Genomic DNA, 18,491 nt, shown 5'->3' on the forward strand with positions numbered 1-18,491 from the left:
GGTGAGCGGCCGCGGCGGGGTGCCGGGCACATCGGGTGGTCGTCGGGCGGCTCACAGTGGAGCAGCTCACCGATCAGATCATGCAGCTCCGCGCCGCCGCACGGGGACATCGGGTGCGGCCACCAGGCTGGCGCTGCGCTGGAGTTCCATGGCGATCAAGTCCTCGGCATCGTGAGACTGGCAATACGACCCACCACACAAACTCACCTCTTAAGGACTCCGTTGGGGAATCCGTGTTTCGAGCGCGGTGGCGTCGTTGGTCTTCGTGATCGATGTGTCGATGGGGAGGACGGGCGGGGATGTCGTTGGAGCCGCGGCCGGATGACGGAGTTCCGGAGCTGACGGCGCGCGTGGTGCGGGCTGCGTTCCCCAAGGGGACCTTGGCCATCCGCATCCGGGAAGCGCTGGGGCTGGTGTTCGACGATGCTGACTTCGCCGAGGCGTTTCCCGGGCGTGGGCGTCCGGCGATCTCCCCGGGGGCCTTGGCGCTTGTGTCTGTGTTGCAGTACGCCGAAGGGCTGTCCGACCGTCAGGCCGCCGACCAGGTGCGGGCCAGGATGGACTGGAAGTTCCTCCTCGGGCTGGAGCTGGATGATCCCGGGTTCGACTTCACGGTGCTGGGGGACTTTCGTACCCGTCTGATCGAGCACGGGCTGGAGGAAGAAGTCCTGGACGCGGTGCTGGCCCGGGTGTCGGACGCCGGGCTGCTGCGGGCCGGTGGGCGGCAGCGCACCGACTCCACGCACGTGCTCGCCGCGGTGCGCTCGCTGAACCGGATGGAGTTCGTCGGCGAGACGCTGCGGGCAGCACTGGAGGCCGTGGCCGCAGCTGCTCCGGACTGGCTTGCGCCGCTGATCGATTCCCGGTGGGTAGAGCGCTACGGAGCCAAGATCGACAGCTATCGCTTCCCCAAGGGAGTGGACGTCCGCCGCGAATGGGCCGAGCAGGTCGGACGGGATGGTTTCGTGGTCCTGGACGCCATCAACGCGCCGGGCGCCCCGGGCTGGCTACGCCAGATCCCGGCGGTGCAGGTCCTGCGCCGCGCCTGGGGTGAGCAGTACCACCGCGACGATGAGGGGGTGCGCTGGCGGGAGGGCAAAGACCTCCCGCCCGGCAGAATGAGGCTGGCCTCCCCCTACGACCTGGATGCCCGCTACGGCATCAAGCGCGGATCGGGATGGACCGGCTACAAGGCCCATCTGACCGAGACCTGCGAGCCGGACGAACTCCATGTGATCACGAACGTGGCGACGACGGACGCCACCGTGGACGATGCCGAGATGACCGAGACCGTCCACCGCCGCCTGGACAAACGCCAGTTGGCGCCCGGCGAGCACGTGGTCGACGCCGGCTACGTCACCGCCGCCCACATCCTCACCGCCCTCAACAATCACGGCATGACCCTGCTCGGGCCGGTCAACCTGGACACTCACCACGGCAAGCAGGACGACGACGGCCCGGATCTCTCTCAGCGGGCCTTCACCATTGACTGGAATCAACGCAAGGTGACCTGCCCGCGCGGTGCGGTCAGCGTCAGCTGGTCCGACCAGGTCAAATCCAGCGGCACCCCGATCACCAGGGTTCAGTTCGCCGCCACCGACTGCCGTCCCTGCCCGCTGCGCTCGGCCTGCACACGGGCCTCGGACAAGGGCCGCTACGGCCGCAGCCTGACCCTGCTCCCTCGTGAGCAGCAAGAGGTTCTCGAACAGCGCCGTCAGGAACAACGAACCGAGGAGTGGAAGAAGCGGTACGACATCCGCGCAGGCATCGAGGGCACGATCTCCCAAGCCGTCCGCCGCACCGGAATCCGCCGCACTCGCTGCGCAGGGCGGGCGAAGACCCACCTCGGCAACGTCCTCGCCGCCACCGCGCTCAACATCATCCGGATCGACGCCTGGCTGAACGGCACCCCACTCGGCGCGACCCGCGTCTCCCACCTCGCCCGGCTTGCCCTCGCGGCATGACCTGATCACGAGAACCGCTTTGCGGATTCCCCAACGGAGTCCTTAAGAGGTGAGTTTGATAGGGCGAAACGCCCCTCGTACGGACGGAAGCGCCACTAATCTGGCCGCAGGGTGCGGCGCTCCCCCCGTGGCGCCGCACCCCCCGGGACCGGGGCACGCGCCCAAAGGCAGGAGTCAGCGCAAGCCCCGTTGACGCTCAGGGGCAAGGTGCAGGACGCTCCGGGCCTCCTTGGAGCGCTGAGGCCGCGTGGTGCTTGCTTCCCAGTGGACGAGCCAACCATCCCGCTCCACCGGGAAGACATAGCGGGGGGCGCCAGCACCGGCCGTCTGCGAAGCGATGGCGTCCAGCAGGTTCGCCTCCACCACCTCGGCCCGGTCTTCAGCGCAGACTCCGGCCTGCCGCCAGAGCGCCCTCTTCTCCCCGTCGTCTTCGACGGGGAGTTCGGCGCACACCATGAGACGCAGCCCGGCGACACCGACGGTGGAGCCCCACCGGCCAGGCAGACCGGCGCTCGCCGGCAGCTCCAGGCGCACCGCAACGATACGGTCGGCCCGCACCCACTGGCCGCTCAGCCGGACCCAGGTCACGGTCGATTGCGCTGACATGTCGCCCTCTCCTCGGTGGGGAAACGGCGCCGGGCGGATCCTCAATGGACCCGCCCGGCGCTGGGTTTGTGCCCGCCCGTAGAGCGGGCGGTGCCGCCCAAGCTGACAAGCTGCTTCGTCGTCAGCTGTGGCAGGACTGGTCCTCTGGGATGCACGTGGGAATGTCCTCAGCCATGGTGTGGACCAGGTCGCCCCTGATCCAGCCGGTCTTACCCTTGGCGTTCCCGGTGGTCATCTTGACCTTGATCCAGCTGTAGCCGTTCTTCCAGTCGTAATCCTTCTCGGAGCACTTGTTGCCCTTGTAGGTGACGCCCACAGCAGTGGAGCTGGTCGACGCCTTGGAGCGGAGCTTGGCTGACGACGCAGTGACGTAGCAGCCCTTCGGAACGGCTTGGGCCGTACCGGCGGCCGCGACCAAACCGGAGCCTGCAAGAGCGGCGGTCAAGGACAGAGCGGCTATGGATCGACGTATCTGCATGCCTTCCCCCGACACTATCGACATCCTTACGAATGCCTTTGCGAATGGATCACTGAGTGCGAGTGCGACTCTATAGGAACTCGGGTGACGAATCAATGAGCACAACACCTCATCTGTCGATCGACTGCCCGTCACGGACAACTTATCGAATAGCGTTGATAAGATGGCCTCATAGGCCAGTCGAATGAAGGAAAGAGAGGCCGCGCATGACCGTTACGCAGGCGAAGAAGAAGCCGGCGGGCGCGCCTCAGAACGGGGGCGACCGTCGCCGGGGCATGTTCGTCCGGCTGGACCCGGACGACAAACAGCGCGCGGAGTACTGGGCCGACAAGCGCGGGTTCTCCTCTGTGAACGAGTACGTGGCCGAGGCGGTGGTCGAGAAGATCCGGCGCGAGAACCTCGACTACGACCTGCCGACCCTGGAGATCGCGCGGCTCAACGAGCTTGTCGACCAGGTCGCGGCGCTGGCGAAGAACTCGGCGAATCTCGAACGCGTCGTCACCACAGGCTTCGACTCCCTCATCGGGCTCACGCGCGGCGACAACTACCTCCTGGATGACGAGGACGGTGAGCTCGGATGAGCCGGGACTTCGCAGAGATGCTGGAAGCGGCCACACCCACCGCCGAGGTGATGGAGGTGGACACGTCCTTCCTCGACGCCTACCGGCGCGGCGGGAGCGAGGAGCTCAAGCGCGTCCAGGCCCAGGCGGCACAGCCTGAGCCTGAGGTGGCAACGCCCGAGCCGGAGGCGCAGCTTGATGAGGCCGGCGACGTCGACTCTCAACCCGAGGTTGAAGGTCTGCAGGCCGATCCCGACGTGGACGCCGAAGAGGATCGCCTGGACCTGGAGCCGGACTACGAGCCCGACGCCGGCGACTCCGAGCGGGCCGGCGGATCCAACCAGCGTGGTGGTGACGGCGGTGGACAGGGAGGGACTGCCGGGGCGCTCCCGGGCTGTGCGCCGGCGGGCCCTGCGGCCGATGCTGTTCCGGCTCCCGGGGCACAGCCGGACGTCGAGGACGCCGCTACAGCCGAAGTCACTTCTCACGACGTCGTCGCCACACCGGATGAATCCGAGCATGTAACGCCCGGCTCGCTCCAGCTCACCGACCATCAGGACGCCGTGCAGAGTGCGGCATCGAAGGGGAGCTCGGGCAGCACAGCCGAGACCGCCACGCTCCCCCAGTCGGGCTTCCGGCTCGCCGGCGTGCAGAGCCAGCCGCACATCAAGGCGCTGCCCGAGAGCATCATGAACGCGCTGCGGGAGCAGCTGCGAGCCGCCGCGGTCCGTGATCTGGGCGTGAGCGACAGCGCCGCGCGCGAGTTCAGCCAGCGGCTGAGCCAGGGCACGCTGGTGACGGCGTTCCTGCTGGCGCAGCTCGACCTGCGCCTTGATGCCGATCCTGCCACCGAGCGCGCCGTCGAGCTGTTCCGCTCCCGCGACCCGCTGCTGGGCAGCGTGGTGGCACGCCTGGCGAACATCGAGGCTGTCGAACGCGAGCGGGACGGGTTGCTGCGCAAGCTGCGCGACGAGCTGGGCGAGGTGCGCCAGACCAGCGCAGTGATCGAGCAGGCGCTGGCGTACTCCATCGCCGACCGCACGGAGAACTTCCTGCGGGGCTCGCACAACCTCCACGACGCGCCGATCACGCACAAGGAGGCGATCTATCTCCGGGACAAGGCCCGGGAGGCGACCAGGACGCAGCTGAAGCTTGAACGCGAGCGGGAAGGACGGCCGATTCGATGACCACGACGAGCAAGGAGAAGCACTTCCCCGCCCGGCAGCGCTGCAAGACGTGCGGCAAGGGTCTGGGCCTCCGTGCCCAGGATCCGGTGTACCTCGGCCTGTACTGCACTCCGCGGTGTGCGGGTATGGCCGCGCCGGCCTCGCGGCCCGTGGACGCGCCGCGCGGATGCCGGACGCAGCGCGAAGGGACGTGGGCCTTCAAGCGCCGCTACCGGAGCGAGCAGGAGATCCCCGCGAAGCTCCGGGAAGATGCGTCGACGTGGCGCGATCCATGTCGGCCACACGCGCATGGGCGAGCGGGAAAAGTTCCGGATGTTCGAGGACCTGACCGCGGACCTGCCGCATCTGCTGATCAAGCTCAGGGGTCAGGCCACGCGCAAGCAGGTCGCCGAGGTGGCCGGTGTGCGGCCCATCCGGCTGAAGGAGCTGGAGGAAGGCCTGAAGCACCCTGAGGGACTCGAGATACTCGGCAAGGTGCTGCGGGTGTACCGCGTCCGGCTCGGCGTGGCGTTGCCGACTGGGCGGTGACAGCGCTCGACAGATGAAGACCCCGAGAAGCACAGCTTCTCGGGGTCTTCTCTCTTTTTGACGAGCGGCGATTGCTCGAACAGCGTGCCGGCGCCGGCCTTCTTTACATGACCCTCACGCCATTCAAAGTCCTTTTAGATCCCTTTCGACTCTCATTCGACCACTCTTTTCGAGTAGGCTCACACTCGTTTCCAAGTCAACGACGAGAAGGAGTCGACATGGTCGCGATCGTGGTCGCAGAGAAGCCGAGCGCAGCGAGGAACATGGCCAGCGCCCTCGGCGGGACGAAGGGCAGCTACAAGGGCACGGCCTACGAGGTGGCGAGCCTGAGGGGCCATCTCTACGAGTTCGCCCAGCCACACGCGATGGTGGACTCCTCGCTCGCGGACGCCTATCAGACGTGGGACCTGGGCAACTTGCCGTGGAACCCGCAGGATCTTTCGTGGAGGCGCGAGCCACAGAAGAACGTCGCAGACGTCATCAAGGCTTTGCGTGCGGCGCTCGGCCGCGGTGCCGAGATCGTCATCGCCACGGACCTGGATCCGTCCGGCGAGGGCGACCTGCTCTTCTGGGAGGCGATCGACGAACTCGGCTTCCATGGCAAGCGGTTCAGCCGCATGGAGTTCACCGACGAGTCGAAGGCCTCGATCCAGAAGGCCTTCGAGCAGCGCCGGCCGGTGAAGTCCATGCAGGACGAGGGCGACTACCGCAAGGCGATGTACCGCTCGCAGTGGGACTTCCTCTCGATGCAGTTCACCCGCATCGCCACGGCGATGGGTCGCCAGTCCGGTCAGGACCTCGTGCTGCGCCAGGGCCGGCTGAAGTCGGCGATGGTCTCTCTCGTCGGCGACCAGCAGAAGGCTTATGACGCGTACGTGAAGAAGCCGTTCTTCCAGAACCGCTTCCGCGACGAGAACGACGTCATGTACACGAACCCTGATGAGCCGCGGTTCGACCAGAAGGGCCAGGTGCCGCAGCAGTACGGCCCCTCCCCTGTCGTCCTGGACAGCAAGGCGGGCAAGAAGACCGCGCCGCCGAAGCTGCTCGATCTGGCGTCCCTGTCCTCGATGCTCGTCGGCAAGGGCGTGAAGGCGAACCTGACGCTCTCGACCTACCAGAAGATGTACGAGGACCAGGTCGTCTCGTACCCGCGCACGGAGGACAAGACGATCACGCCCGAGCAGTTCAAGGACCTCGCCCCGCTGGTCGACAAGATCGCCGCCGTGGTCGGCGTCGACGCTGGGCTTCTGACGCACCGCCAGCCCCGGTCCACACACGTGAAGCCCCAGGGCACGCACGGTGCGAACCGTCCGGGCCTGAAGGTGCCTTCTTCGCTGGACGAGGTCGAGCACAAGTACGGCAAGGCCGGACGACTCATCTACGAGATGCTCGCGAAGAACTACCTGGCCATGCTCGCCGAGGACTACCTCTACGAGCAGCAGAAGGGCCACGTGGAGAAGTACCCGGACTTCGTCGGCATCGCCAACGTGCCCAAGAGCCCCGGCTGGCGTGCCGTGTTCGATCCGGACGCCGGCGACGACACGGCCGAGGGCGACGAGAACGAGTCCAGCAAGGGCCTGGGCCGGAACGCTGAGCCGTTCATCTTCGAGGGTTCGAACAAGCGCCCGGAGCACCCGACCATGAAGTGGCTGATGAAGCAGCTGGAGAAGCGCGACGTGGGCACGGGCGCGACCCGTACCTCGACGTATTCGGAGGTCACCAATGGCAAGGCGAAGTACCCGCTGCTGACGGAGAAGGGCCGGAAGCTCAGGCTCGCGCAGGCCGGCGAGATGAGCTGGCGGCTCCTGCCGGGCACGCGCATCGGCGACCTCGGACTCACTGAGAAGGTCTACGCCGACATGCGCGACATCGCCGCCGGGACGGCGACGGCCGAGGAGCGCCTGGCCGTCGTCGCCGACTGGGTACGCGATGACATCGTCACGATGACGAAAAACGCCGCGTCCATGCGCGCCGAGCTGGGCTTGAAGGAGCAGGTAGTCGCTGCGCGCGCCGAAGGTGTGTGGCAGGCCGCTCCGGGCGAGCCGAAGAAGGTCGCCTTCAAGAAGGTCTGGTCGGGCCACGAGTTCAGCGATGACGAGGTGGCGAAGCTGCTCGCGGGCGAGACGATCTCGTTCGAGGCGAGGTCGAAGGCGGACAAGCCGTTCACGGCCACCGGTGCGCTCGGCGGCGGCGACTTCAAGGGCCGCAAGTTCGTCGGGTTCCAGCTGGAGGTGCCCGACAAGCCGACGAAGTGGTCCGGCCGGACGTTCACGCCGGCGGAGGTCACGGCGCTCCTGGCGGGCCAGGCGCTGGAGATCGACGACTTCGTCAGCGCGAGGACCGCCAAGACCTTCGGCTGCAAGGTCAGCTGGGACGCGAAGGCGAAGAAGATCGTCCCCGACTTCGGCTCTGGCGACGAGCCGCCGCGGTCCTGGTGCCAGGTGACTTTTACCGATGCGCAAAGGCGTGACCTGGCGGCCGGCAAGACCATCCAAGGCACGGGGTTCGTCTCGTCGAAGGGTAAGACCTTTGACGCGAAGGTTGCCTGGAAGGAAGAGGGCGGCAAGAAGAAGATCGTGCCGTCGTTCGGCTGATGCCCACACAGGCACTGACGAGCAGCAGCGGGTCCCGGACCTGGGGACCGCTGCTGCCTTTTCACGACAGCGACCGCTGTTATCTAGGGCTGGGCGCAGTTCTCGCAGGTCAGGCAACCGTGGCTGTTGCAGGCACGTTAGGCACGTCGCTGCACCGCTGTTGAAACGATGTCGGACCACCTTGGTTCGGCCGAACCAAGGTGGTCCGACATCGTTTCAGTCGAACATTTCCGACCGGACTGCAGCACAGAGACCCTTGCGCTTCCTATTTTAGGAAGCTACCTTGTTGGTGTGAGATCAGGGGAACAGCCCCAGATCCAGCACCGGAAGGACCCGGGCCCATGCGCATCCTCACCACCTCCGCCGACCTCGCCGCCTTGATGAACACCCACGCCCCGGCAACCCCCGAGGACGCGGCCGAGACTCCCCTCGACTGGACCGGCGGCTTGTGGTTCGGCGGCGACACCTACGAGGTCGACGCCGTCGCCACCACCGCCGACACGCTGGTCCTCACCAACGGCGCCGCAGTCCGCTTCTCGCCCGCCGGCCAGTACTGCGGCGGCGAGGACGCCGGCTGCGGCCACGTCCGCAACGGCGCGGTCGCCTCCATGGCCGCCCACTGGATCCCGGCCGACTTCGAGAAGTGGGACGACGACACGGACTGCACCGAGTGCAACGAGGCCACCTGCGGCGTGATCCGCGACTACCGGTCCGTCACTGTGTGGGACGGCGACGGCTTCAGCCAGCGCGACGTCTACGACACCGTCGAGGACGCGAAGAAGGCTTACGCCGAGGAGGTCCAGGAGGTGACGGAGATGTCCGCTGAGACGGGCCGCCACGTCCACACCGACGAAGACTGACCATCCCACCACCCCTCTCCCGGCCCGCCCTTTTTCCGGGGCGGGCCTCTGCCTTGGAGCCTGTCATGACCGAGCACAAGAAAACCCGCCGCTACACCGACCCGCCGGGCATGCCCGAGGACGAGCGGATGACTCCCGCGGAGTTCAAGGTCGTACGTGAGTTCCTGGGGCTGACCGGTGACTGGCTCGCCGAGCACCTGGGCGTCTCACCTCGAACCGTGCGCCACTGGGAGCAGGGCAAATACGCTATCCCTGATGGCGTCCGCCTGGAGATCGAAGACCTCGAACGGCGCACCGGTGAGTTCGTGACGCGCATCGTCGAAGCGTTGATGGACCTGCCGGACCCGGGCGTAGTCACCTACCGGGACGATGCGGAGTACCACGCAGCACACCCGGAGTCCGAATTCCCCGCGTCCTGGCACCGTGCCGTCGTCGCTCGCGTCGCCCAGGAGGTTCCGGCCCTGTCCATCGCCTATGCCTCAGACGTGCGGGAGCCGGTCGCGTGATCACTGAAGAGTGTGACGCCCCCGCGACAAGCTGCGGGACTGCCACCGGTTGGCGGAAGGGGGGGCGTTGCGTGCGCTGCCGTATCGCTCACAACGCCGAGGCGGGCCGATATCGTGGCCTGACCTCCCAGCAGCGCGAGCACTTCCTTTCGCTGGTGCGAGCGGGACACAGCATCAATGAAGCCGCGACCGCCGCAGGAGTCACGCGGCGTCGACTGGCCGCCGTCAGTGGGACCGATGGCGAACTACGCGCGGCTTTGGACGGGCGCTCCCCGGAAATCCAAAGAGCCGCTCGGTTGGGAGACTATCTGGCCGCCTTGACGCGGACCGGCGGCGACATCCCCCTGGCTGCGGAGGTCTGTGGGATTCCGGAGGGGAGCCTGAAGTACTACCGGAAGACGTAACCGCACTTCGTGGCGGCGGAGGATGCCGTGCTGAGGATGGTCGCGGACTCGGGACCGGCGAATGGGCGTGTGACCGACGCCCAGCTCGACAACATCGCCGAGGCGATCGCAAGCGGTGTGAGCATGAGCCAAGCTGCCCGCGCCAATGGTGTGAACAAGTCGAACTTACGGCTTTACGCGAGGAACCATCCGCGCTTGGCCGCCGTGCTGCCGCCGATTCGTCCCCAGAACAATCGCAGCTACAAGAAGAAGACCCCTGAGCGACTGGAAAGGTTGCGGGAGCTCTGGTCGGACGAGAACCTACCCGTCGCGCAGATCGCGACCGAGTTGGACGTCAGCAAAGCCACCGTGCAGATCTGGGCCGCGGAAATGGAGTTGCGCAGACGTGGAAAGCGCCAGCGTCGCATCGGCGCGGCACCGGCCAGAGGGAGGGCGCTATGACCGCCGCTCCCGGTGTCCAGCCGGAGGAAGACGGACGTGTGCAGTGCCTGGAGTGCAGGCAGTGGTTCCGAGCCCTGCCGGCGCACCTCAACCGGCGTGAGGGCCTGACGGCCGATGAGTACCGTGAGAGACACGGCCTGGCTGCCACGCATCCCCTGGTCAGCAGCGACCTCTCCGAGCGGTGGCGGCAGCAGACCACGGCACGACTGCACGCAGGAGACGTGGTGCCGATCGCCGAGCGGATGCCTCCTGAGGGGAGGGCCGCCGCCGGGCGGGCTGGCACCGCCCGGCATGTAGAGACCTCGTCCCGGCCGGAGGTGCGCGATCGCCACCGCGCTGCGGTCGCCAAGGGCCGTTCCATGGCGCACGCCAACAAGCGCGCGGCCCTGGACGCGCTGGCCACCACCCGGGGGTACACCGACTGGGGGGACCTGATCCGCAGCACCCTCCACCTGAGTGTGAACCGACTCGGGCAGAACGTCGGCCGCGACCCACGGACGATCGCGTACTGGCGCAACGCGATCGTGGGACCCGGCTGGAAGGACCGTGGCGGTCGGCTCCACCCCAAGCGCCAGGCCGCCTACGACCGGCTAGACCAACTGTTCACCGATCGAGGTTGGGGCGACCTGGAGGCTGCCGTGACGGAAGCCGGCAGCCTCAACAAGCTGGCGCGTCTGCTCGGGACCGGTGCGGCCACGCTCCGGGCATGGCAGCTGCACCGAGGCGGCCCACGAAGTGGTTCGGCCGAAACACCTAGCTAGGAGCGTGGGTCAGTAACAGGCAACTGGTCGGGTGGCCGTGAGCGGTGGGATCAGTCGCGGTCGTCCGGTCGGTGCCTGTGAGGCCGGGATGGGGTTCTGCCCGTCGGGTGTGCGGCCTGGTAGGGCCGTGACGGGGCCGGGGCCCGGCTGGTCAGCCGGGCACGGTGGCGAGTCCGGCGGTTCCGGCGTGTCGGAAGATCTTGCGGAGGTTGTGGCAGGCGGCCAGCAGGCGCCACTCGCCGCGGGCGCCGTCTTCGCCGCGTAGGAGGAGCTGGCGGCCGTTCCGGCAGGTCATGATCTGGCCGAAGACGGGTTCGACGATGGCCTTGCGGCGGCTGTAGGCGGTCTTGCCGGGCTTGGTCCGCAGCTTGCGGGCCATCCGCTCCTTCAGTGTGGCGTTCGCTGGTATCCGTCCGCGCGGTGCGGGCGGGACCTGCTCGTCGTGTGCCAGTCGTCCGGTGGCCATGAACGTGTCGGTGCCGCAGGCCAGTTGACGGTCCCTCGCGGCGTTGAGATTGGCCTCGGAGCAGTAGCCGGCGTCGACCAGCGTCTGCTTGGGGTGGCGGCCGGTGTTCCGGGCCGACTGGTCGAGCATGGTGGTGTAGTTCAGCACGTCCGAAGGATTGGTCGTCACGTCGGCGGCGGTGATGACCTGGTGCTTCTCGTCCACGACGGCCTGGGCGTTGTATGCCTGGATGTAGGCGCCGTCGCTGTTCTTCATGATCCGTGAGTCGGGGTCGGTGAAGTTGGCCTGTGCCTTGGGCTTGGGACGCGCCTTCGCGGCGGCCTTGTCCCCGGCGTCGGTGACGGCCTGCTCGTCGCTGATGCCGCCACGTTCCTGACGGCGGCGTTCCTTGTCCTGGGCGTGGGCGCGGGCCTTGTCGGCGGCCTCGGCCTCGATCTGCGCGCGAGCGGCCTGCAGTTTGGCCAGGCGCTTCTCCCGGCGGTCCAGCTCGGCGGGCAGGTCGGTGTCCTTGCCGTCGGCGCCGAACATCTGGTCCTCGGCTTCGTCGGTGGCCTGCGCGTCGGCCAGCAGCGCCTGGGCCTGGGCCTCCAGGGCTGCTGTCTCGGCCTCGATCCGCTCCTCCTTGTCGACCAGACGGCCGTAGCTCATCGCCTTGTGCCTGGAGGCGCCTGCCTCCAGTTTCGTGCCGTCCAGGGCGACGCGGCCCATCGTGACCATGCCGAGTTTCTGCGCGAGGTGCAGCGACTGGGTGAACAGGTCGGCCAGCGCGTCCAGGTGGCGGCGGCGGAACCGGGCGATCGAGCGGAAGTCGGGGGCCTGGTCGGCGGCCAGGAACCGGAACGCGACGTCGTCGGTGCACTTGCGCTCGATCGCCCGCGAGGACCGGACGCCGGTGGTGTAGCCGTAGATCAGCAGCCGCAGCATCAGCCGGGGATCGTAGGGCGGGTAGCCGCGCTTCTCGGTGTAGTCCGCCAGCACCGGACCGAAGTCGAGCACCTCGTCGACCAGGTCGGCGACGAACCGTGCCAGATGGTCCTCGGGCAGCCACTCGTTCAGCGACGGCGGCAGCAGCAGGACCTGGTGCGGGTCGAAGGCCCGAAACGTCTTGTCCACCGCCGCCGGACGGCCCTGCGGCCGCTTCTTCTCGACCGGTTCAACCTCGAACAGTCCGTCCCCACCACGCATATCGTGATCATCTCGCAAGGGAGATCACCAGATCCATGCACCTTGGAGAACTGGTCGCCCGTCTCATCGGTATCTGTCCTCTCAACGCCCGCGCTTCCGGCGCTTGCGCTTGGCCTGCGCCAGGGCGTATTTGCGTTCAGCCTCGTCCTGCCTTCGCTTCTTGGCCTCAGCTGCGGCCGACGACTTGCGCTGTTCAAGTTCCAGCCGTAGCGCTTCCTGAGACGCAGTGCTGTGTCGCCCCTGGGCAACTCTGGCAGCCTCCCTGGCGGCCAGCCTCACGGCTCGCTTCGGGTTATGCCGCACCGGGCGCCGGGTCTCCACGGGAACCGCAGGGTTGGCCTGCGCACGTTCCAGCAGCGCTGTGCCATGGCGTAGCAGGAACTGATACAGCTCGGCGTCCGTGGGTTCACTACCGAACACATGCCGAGTGGCGCGGACCTCGCCTGCCTCGGCGATCTCAAGAACTCCGACCCAGAACGGGGCATCAAAGCAGATCGTCAGGGTCACAGAGGTAGTCATAGAACTCTCCAGTGCATGCCAGCCACCGGCCTGACGAGGCCGGATTCCGGCACACCGGACATCCCTGGAAAGGGCGGATACAGACTGCCGTACTACGACAGCAGCGTCCGGGCTACCAACCGGACCGCGATTTCGTGCGCACGATCAGGCTACCGGAGAATGACCCCAGCACCGCTTCCTGTCCCACCCCCTTCAAGGATCGGAGTCTCTTACTGACCCACGCTCCTAGCTAGTCGACCTGCCAGAACCTCGTTTCGGCCGCAACATAGTTGCTCGCCGAGTGACCGTCAGTCGAAGCGGAAGGCGGAGGATCTGCCCAATTTGTGACCTCGTTACGGTCGTAACGAGGTTGGGCTGAACTCGTGCCTCACGTACCGAACTTGCCTGAAGGAACCAGCAGATACCCGTTAGGCATGTACTCCTGGAGCTACTTGCCAGACGTGCCTAACGGTCAGAGGACACCCCTAGATAACACTCCCTGTCATCGAGCACTCTCCGGAGTCAGGGTGGGTTCCTGGGCAGGCATAGCAGAGCCCTGGGGACGCGACGATGAGGTCGGTCTCCAGGGCTCTCGGGGTCGTACGGGGTGAAGCTCGTTCACCAGCCGATGGTCAACCGGGTGTCCGGGCGAGCGACCCTGGCGCCGACGGCGAGTGAGTCGTCTGCTGTAGTGGCCGGGTGCTAGAAAGTGCGGACGGATTCGATTGTCAGTGGTCTGCACGACCATGGCGTCCATGACGCCGGAACCCTCCCGCTCCGCTGCCGCGCGGCAGATCCCCGTCTGGGCCGCCACCGTCGGACCCGGATGGGCCACTCTGCTCGACCGGCTGCACCACGGCCTGCTGGCCCTGGACGCCGACTACCGGATCGAGTCGTTCGGCACGAAGTTCGGCAGCCTACGCATTACCGTCGCCGACCGCTTCATCAAGGGCGAGTTCGATGGGGAGTTCGCCGACCGGGCCACCGCGCTGACCGACGCCGCCGAGACGGACTCGGAGCACACCTGTGAAGCCTGCGGCGAGCCCGGCCGTATCCGCCTGCGCGGCGACGGGCCGCGGATATGGATGCAGGCCAGCTGCGGCAACTGCCGCGTCCCTGCCTTCTCCCGGTCTGCTTCGCCACCCGGGGCCAACGGCCCAACGTGAAAGGGCGACGTCGCGTCCGCAGCCATCGGCCGGCGCGGTGGGAATCAGGTAGGCGTGTTTACTCCCGGGTCGCCTGTTCGCGGCACTTGCGCTCCTTGTACTTGCGGATCAGCTGTCAGGGGTGGGGGGTTGTAGGCCAGGTCACGGCGGGCAGCGTCCAGGAAGGCGCTCATGGTCTCGGCGCACTGATCGTGCTCCGTGGCGAAGTCGTCCCTGGGGAGCGTGGCCTTGGTGTCGTGAGCGTAGAAGCGCGGGATGGCGGCGAACAGGTCCTCAGCGGCGGCCAGAACAGGAGCCGGGGCACACAGTCGTATGCGATGTTGTCGGCGTCCGCTGAATCCAGAGTTCGGCCGTCGTCGAGAGATGTTGTACAACGGCCGGGTCCGTCTGACTGCCGGAGCAGCTACCGGTTCAGTTGTCCTTCTGCCACCTGTAGTTCGGCGAGGCCCCCTCGGGAGCGGGCAGTTCGGAAGATCCCAGGCCGGAGCCAGGTGCCGACGCTGACGTCCGCGCTGGGCGCTAGCCACACCGGCACCTTGCGAACATCGACCGATGCATGCGGGTGCCGGCCGGACGTGGTGCGAGGCGGAGCTGCCCACGGACGAACATCCGGCTAAGGGGACGCCGTGCGTCGCCGGGCACTACCACTTCCGGCACTCGAAGCGGTCCGTGCTCGATGGGATTCAGGTGCGTCAGGAGATCCTCGACCGGGATGGCCCGGCTGATGCGCTGGCGGTGCTCGACCTGGGCGACGACGTTCCGCGCTTCGAGGCGGTAGCGATGGGCTGAGCGCCTCTGCTTTCGCTGCGCGACTGATCTGTCAGCCGCTCAGACGACACCCGATGACTGGTACTCGCCAGTCCAAGTCATCGGATGTCGCCATTCAAGCACCTTTCATCCTCGATTCAAATGACCTATCTGAGATAGGATGCCATCTACACACCTCATGTATGAGGACTTTTCGATAGAACGAGTAATGGCCATTGAAGTCGCAGGGGGAGTTGAGAGATTCATGGCGAAACTGTCCTATAAGGTGCCGAGTTCGCTGAACAGGAGCTTCCTCGACCACGAGATCACGCTGAGCAAGGGAGGTTGGGCGGCCAGGCCCTCCCCGATCAAGCAGCTGCTCTTCTTCGGCGGCGGCATCCTCGCCGTGCTGTGGTTCAGCACATCGACGTTCGTCGCGAGCTCGGGCCCAGTCGCCATCACGTTCTTCGTTCTTTGGGGACTGGCGGCGATCGCCTACTTCGGCGGGCTGGTGAAGACGAAGGAGCTGCGCATCATGCGCGTGCCGGCTTTCCTGGTTTACCTGCCGCCGAAGGCCCGTCACGTCTTTACGCGCCGCAGCTCGAACCCCACGGACTTCTACTCGATCGTCGGCATCGACGGGATCGACGAGGACGGGCTGATCCGCTTCTCCGACGGCGGTGAAGGCCAGGTCTACCTGGTAGTCGGCTCGGCGAGCTATCTGCTCTTCGACGAGGACCGGGTCGGGATCCTCGATCGGGTCGACTCCTTCTGGCGCAAGGTCGAGACGGCCTGCGAGCACAGCTTCATCACGACGAAGGAACCGCAGCGGGTCTACCACCAGGTGGCGAACCTGGAACGGCGCAACCAGGCCCTGCAGGTCCGCGATCCCGATCTGATCGAGCTGCAGAACGAGCAATACGACATTCTCACGCAGCACGTGGGCGGGAAGTTCACCTCGATCCACCAGTACCTGCTGCTCAAGGGCAAGAACGCCGACGCACTGCGCAAGGGGCACCAGGTCCTCCAGGCCGAGGTCGGCGGCTCGACTCTGATGATCAAGGAAGCCACGATGCTCGACCGCGAGGAGGCCCTGCCGATGCTCCGGGTCTTCTATCAGGGCATCGACGACGAACTGCTCAAGCTCAAGGCGTCGCTGAACTGACCAGCGCCAGGCCGACCACCACGACGAGGAACGAACGAAGGACACCATGGCGCTGATGACGAAAGTCCGGGCACAGCTCGGCATTCCGGGAAAGAAGCCTGACGAGACGAATGAGACCGCGGAGCTTGTGGTCGCTGATCCGCGCGCGGACGGTGCTGCTCAGGCTGAGGGCGTGCAGGACACTGCGGCAGCTGACGGCGCAGCAGATGAGGCCGCCGAGGCGAAGAAGAACTGGTGGCAGCGCCGCCGGGAGGTGAAGCACCTCCAGGGCACGTTCGACGCCTACCCTCACCTGCTCGCGCTGAAGCCGAAGGAGAAGTACCTCTTCCGCTCCGACTACTTCGAGGTCGACGGCTCGGTTGCTTGCATCCTGGCGTACTTCCACGACGACGCCGCGCACGACAACTTCGCCGCCTTCTGGGGTATCGACCGGATCCCGGACGGCCTGGACGAGCGGGTCACCGCCGTCGTGCTTGAGCAGGTCAAGCGGATGGATGAGAAGTGGATCGACTCGTACACCAAGCAGTCGGAGAAGCTGGACCGGCTGGATGCGAACGAGCAGGAGGAGACGGGCACGACCTCCTCCAAGCGCAAGGCCGCGAAGATTTCCGGTGACTTGGGGATCACGATCGCAGAGATCCAGGACGGCGCGAGCTACCTTTCGGTGCACAACCGGCTCTTCCTCAAGGCCCCCGATCTCGCGACCCTGGACGACACGATCGACCGGGTCACGCGTCTGTACATCGACCGATTCGGCACGCTGAAGGCTGCGCCCTACGCAGGCGAGCAGCGTCAGGAGCTCTCGGGCCTGTGGAAGAACAACGAGAAGAAGAAGGGCAAAGGCTTCCACTTCACCTCGACCGAGCTGGCCGGCTCGTACTCGCTGGTGACCAATGGCCTCAACGACAAGGGCGGCGAGTACGTCGGCTACATGGTCGGCGACGTCAACAACAGCGCAGTGCTCATGGACGTCAACGCCTACGACCACCACGCGATCGTCGCCGACACCACGCTCAGCGAGTACCTCGACCGCCAGCGGGTGGCCAACATGTGGTGCTCGAAGATCTCGCAGGCGGCGCTGCTGAACAACGGCCAGGTCGTCCACCTCATCCTCGACGGAGCGAACCTCGACAAGCTCGGCCCGAAGTTCGAGCGGCTCACCTCGCGCGTGGACCTGAATCAGGGCGACGTGAACATGTTCGAGATGTTCGGCGAGGAGGAGGACGAGCTGACGGTCTTCTCCGCCCAGATGGAGAAGCTCAAGCTGATGTTCGAGCAGCTCTACGAGACCAGCGACGGAGCGATCGGCTCGATCATCCGCAGCGCCCTCGAAGACACCGCGACCGATTTCTACATCGAGCAGGGCATGTGGCGGCATAACGCCAAGGATCAGCGTCACCGCCTGCGCGTGGTGAACATCCCGCACACCCAGGTGCCGCGTCTTCAGATGTTCGTCTCCTACTTGGCAACCGCGCACAAGGCGCTGCTGAACTCCAACAAGACCGACCCGGACCAGCTGCGCGCCTACAACGTGCTCAGGGGCATCGCCAACGCGATGCTGAGCACCAACGGCGACCTGTTCAACAACCACACGGCCTCGGCCGTGGACGGGGTCCGGGATTCGCGGCGCGTGGTCTACGACTTCTCGCGGCTCATGCGCCGCGGCAGGGGCGTGGCGATGGCGCAGCTGGTGAACATCGTCGGCTTCGCCGTTGGCAAGCTGGGGCTCGACGACACGGTGATCATCCACGGCACCGAGCACATCGACGACCGGGTGAAGAAGTACATCAAGGGCCAGTTCGACCATATGCACGAGCGCGGCGGCCGGGTGGTCTACAGCTACAACGACGTCGACACGATGCTGGCCGACAGCGACTTCAACAAGTTCGACGCCGCGGACTACACGCTCTTCGGCCCGATGCGCGACGGCACGGTGGCGGAGTACCAGAAGCAGCTGCACCAGCGGATTCCGCCGGATCTCGCCCAGCTCATCACGACCAAGGGCGAGAACCTCACGTACCTGCGCCGGGGCGTCTCCAACGTGGTCTTCCACCTGGACCTGGCACTGGGGATCAACCCCTACCGCGAGGCCCAGCGCAGGCAGGTCCGCCTGGAGGCGGCCAGGGCCGAAGAGGCTGCGCGGATGGACGCGATCATGCACGACAAGCCGGCACCGGGCGCGAACCTCACCAGCATCCGGAAGCACAGCGAGGGCGGCGACGGCGAGGCTGACGCGGGCCAGAGCGACAGGGGCAAGCGCCGCGACGGCAAGAAGAACCTGCAGCAGCCCAAGGACGGCGCAAGGCGGCCAGCGAGGAAGCCCAAGCCGAAGAAGCTGCTCAAGGCATGAGCGAGGTCAGCACTGATACGAAGGC

At 66.5% G+C, this 18,491-nt stretch carries 17 protein-coding genes; 13 read left to right on the plus strand and 4 right to left on the minus strand.

Annotation, left to right across the window (positions count from 1 at the left end; all coding sequences use genetic code 11):
• The first annotated feature begins 299 nt into the window (after positions 1-299).
• Positions 300-1,964 (plus strand): IS1182 family transposase, encoded by a 1,665-nt coding sequence (locus K9S39_RS05245; RefSeq protein ID WP_248862195.1) that lies wholly within the window; start codon positions 300-302, stop codon positions 1,962-1,964.
• Positions 1,965-2,138: 174 nt separating this feature from the next.
• Here K9S39_RS05245 and K9S39_RS05250 read toward each other — a convergent pair whose 3' ends face one another.
• Positions 2,139-2,570, minus strand: a complete 432-nt coding sequence (locus K9S39_RS05250) for a hypothetical protein (protein WP_248862196.1) — start codon at positions 2,568-2,570, stop codon at positions 2,139-2,141.
• Positions 2,571-2,691: 121 nt separating this feature from the next.
• The gene (locus tag K9S39_RS05255) at positions 2,692-3,048 is read right to left on the minus strand and encodes an SH3 domain-containing protein (RefSeq protein ID WP_248862197.1); all 357 of its coding nucleotides are present in this window, start codon (positions 3,046-3,048) and stop codon (positions 2,692-2,694) included.
• 206 nt (positions 3,049-3,254) lie between these two features.
• On the opposite strand from K9S39_RS05255, the gene K9S39_RS05260 reads away from it, so the two are divergent.
• The 8 genes from K9S39_RS05260 (at position 3,255) to K9S39_RS05295 (ending at position 10,889) form a co-directional block, all read left to right on the plus strand.
• Complete coding sequence (locus tag K9S39_RS05260) at positions 3,255-3,629, plus strand: hypothetical protein (RefSeq protein WP_248862198.1); 375 nt, start codon at positions 3,255-3,257, stop codon at positions 3,627-3,629.
• Positions 3,626-4,795, plus strand: coding sequence for a hypothetical protein (locus K9S39_RS05265; protein WP_248862199.1), 1,170 nt, complete (start codon positions 3,626-3,628; stop codon positions 4,793-4,795). The genes K9S39_RS05260 and K9S39_RS05265 overlap by 4 nt, the downstream gene beginning before the upstream one ends.
• Before the next feature lie 312 nt (positions 4,796-5,107).
• Complete coding sequence (locus K9S39_RS05270) at positions 5,108-5,323, plus strand: hypothetical protein (RefSeq protein ID WP_248862200.1); 216 nt, start codon at positions 5,108-5,110, stop codon at positions 5,321-5,323.
• A 218-nt stretch (positions 5,324-5,541) separates the two neighbouring features.
• Positions 5,542-7,917 (plus strand): DNA topoisomerase, encoded by a 2,376-nt coding sequence (locus K9S39_RS05275; protein WP_248862201.1) that lies wholly within the window; start codon positions 5,542-5,544, stop codon positions 7,915-7,917.
• A gap of 341 nt (positions 7,918-8,258) precedes the next feature.
• Positions 8,259-8,777 carry a hypothetical protein gene (locus K9S39_RS05280; RefSeq protein WP_248862202.1) on the plus strand — a complete coding sequence of 173 codons (519 nt, stop codon included), beginning with the start codon at positions 8,259-8,261 and terminating at the stop codon, positions 8,775-8,777.
• Positions 8,778-8,842: 65 nt separating this feature from the next.
• Positions 8,843-9,283, plus strand: coding sequence for an Aca2/YdiL-like domain-containing protein (locus K9S39_RS05285; protein ID WP_248862203.1), 441 nt, complete (start codon positions 8,843-8,845; stop codon positions 9,281-9,283).
• Between the two features lie 473 nt (positions 9,284-9,756).
• The gene (locus tag K9S39_RS05290) at positions 9,757-10,128 is read left to right on the plus strand and encodes a MerR family transcriptional regulator (RefSeq protein WP_248862204.1); all 372 of its coding nucleotides are present in this window, start codon (positions 9,757-9,759) and stop codon (positions 10,126-10,128) included.
• The gene (locus K9S39_RS05295; protein WP_248862205.1) at positions 10,125-10,889 is read left to right on the plus strand and encodes a MucR family transcriptional regulator; all 765 of its coding nucleotides are present in this window, start codon (positions 10,125-10,127) and stop codon (positions 10,887-10,889) included. The genes K9S39_RS05290 and K9S39_RS05295 overlap by 4 nt, the downstream gene beginning before the upstream one ends.
• A gap of 151 nt (positions 10,890-11,040) precedes the next feature.
• Here K9S39_RS05295 and K9S39_RS05300 read toward each other — a convergent pair whose 3' ends face one another.
• Positions 11,041-12,468, minus strand: a complete 1,428-nt coding sequence (locus tag K9S39_RS05300; protein ID WP_454896374.1) for an IS1182 family transposase — start codon at positions 12,466-12,468, stop codon at positions 11,041-11,043.
• Positions 12,469-12,621: 153 nt separating this feature from the next.
• Positions 12,622-13,047: a YjdF family protein gene (locus tag K9S39_RS05305; protein ID WP_248862206.1), complete on the minus strand. Its 426-nt coding sequence runs from the start codon at positions 13,045-13,047 to the stop codon at positions 12,622-12,624.
• Between the two features lie 746 nt (positions 13,048-13,793).
• Between K9S39_RS05305 and K9S39_RS05310 the strand changes: the two genes are divergently transcribed.
• The 4 genes from K9S39_RS05310 to K9S39_RS05325 all read left to right on the plus strand — a co-directional run bounded on the left by K9S39_RS05310 (position 13,794) and on the right by K9S39_RS05325 (position 18,466).
• Positions 13,794-14,204 (plus strand): hypothetical protein, encoded by a 411-nt coding sequence (locus tag K9S39_RS05310; RefSeq protein ID WP_248862207.1) that lies wholly within the window; start codon positions 13,794-13,796, stop codon positions 14,202-14,204.
• A 552-nt stretch (positions 14,205-14,756) separates the two neighbouring features.
• Positions 14,757-14,993 (plus strand): hypothetical protein, encoded by a 237-nt coding sequence (locus K9S39_RS05315; protein WP_248862208.1) that lies wholly within the window; start codon positions 14,757-14,759, stop codon positions 14,991-14,993.
• Between the two features lie 223 nt (positions 14,994-15,216).
• Positions 15,217-16,116, plus strand: coding sequence for a hypothetical protein (locus K9S39_RS05320; RefSeq protein WP_248862209.1), 900 nt, complete (start codon positions 15,217-15,219; stop codon positions 16,114-16,116).
• A gap of 55 nt (positions 16,117-16,171) precedes the next feature.
• Positions 16,172-18,466 carry a hypothetical protein gene (locus tag K9S39_RS05325; RefSeq protein ID WP_248862210.1) on the plus strand — a complete coding sequence of 765 codons (2,295 nt, stop codon included), beginning with the start codon at positions 16,172-16,174 and terminating at the stop codon, positions 18,464-18,466.
• Positions 18,467-18,491: the final 25 nt, after the last annotated feature.

The sequence above is a fragment of the Streptomyces halobius genome (genome assembly GCF_023277745.1).
Taxonomy (GTDB): Bacteria; Actinomycetota; Actinomycetes; order Streptomycetales; family Streptomycetaceae; genus Streptomyces; species Streptomyces halobius.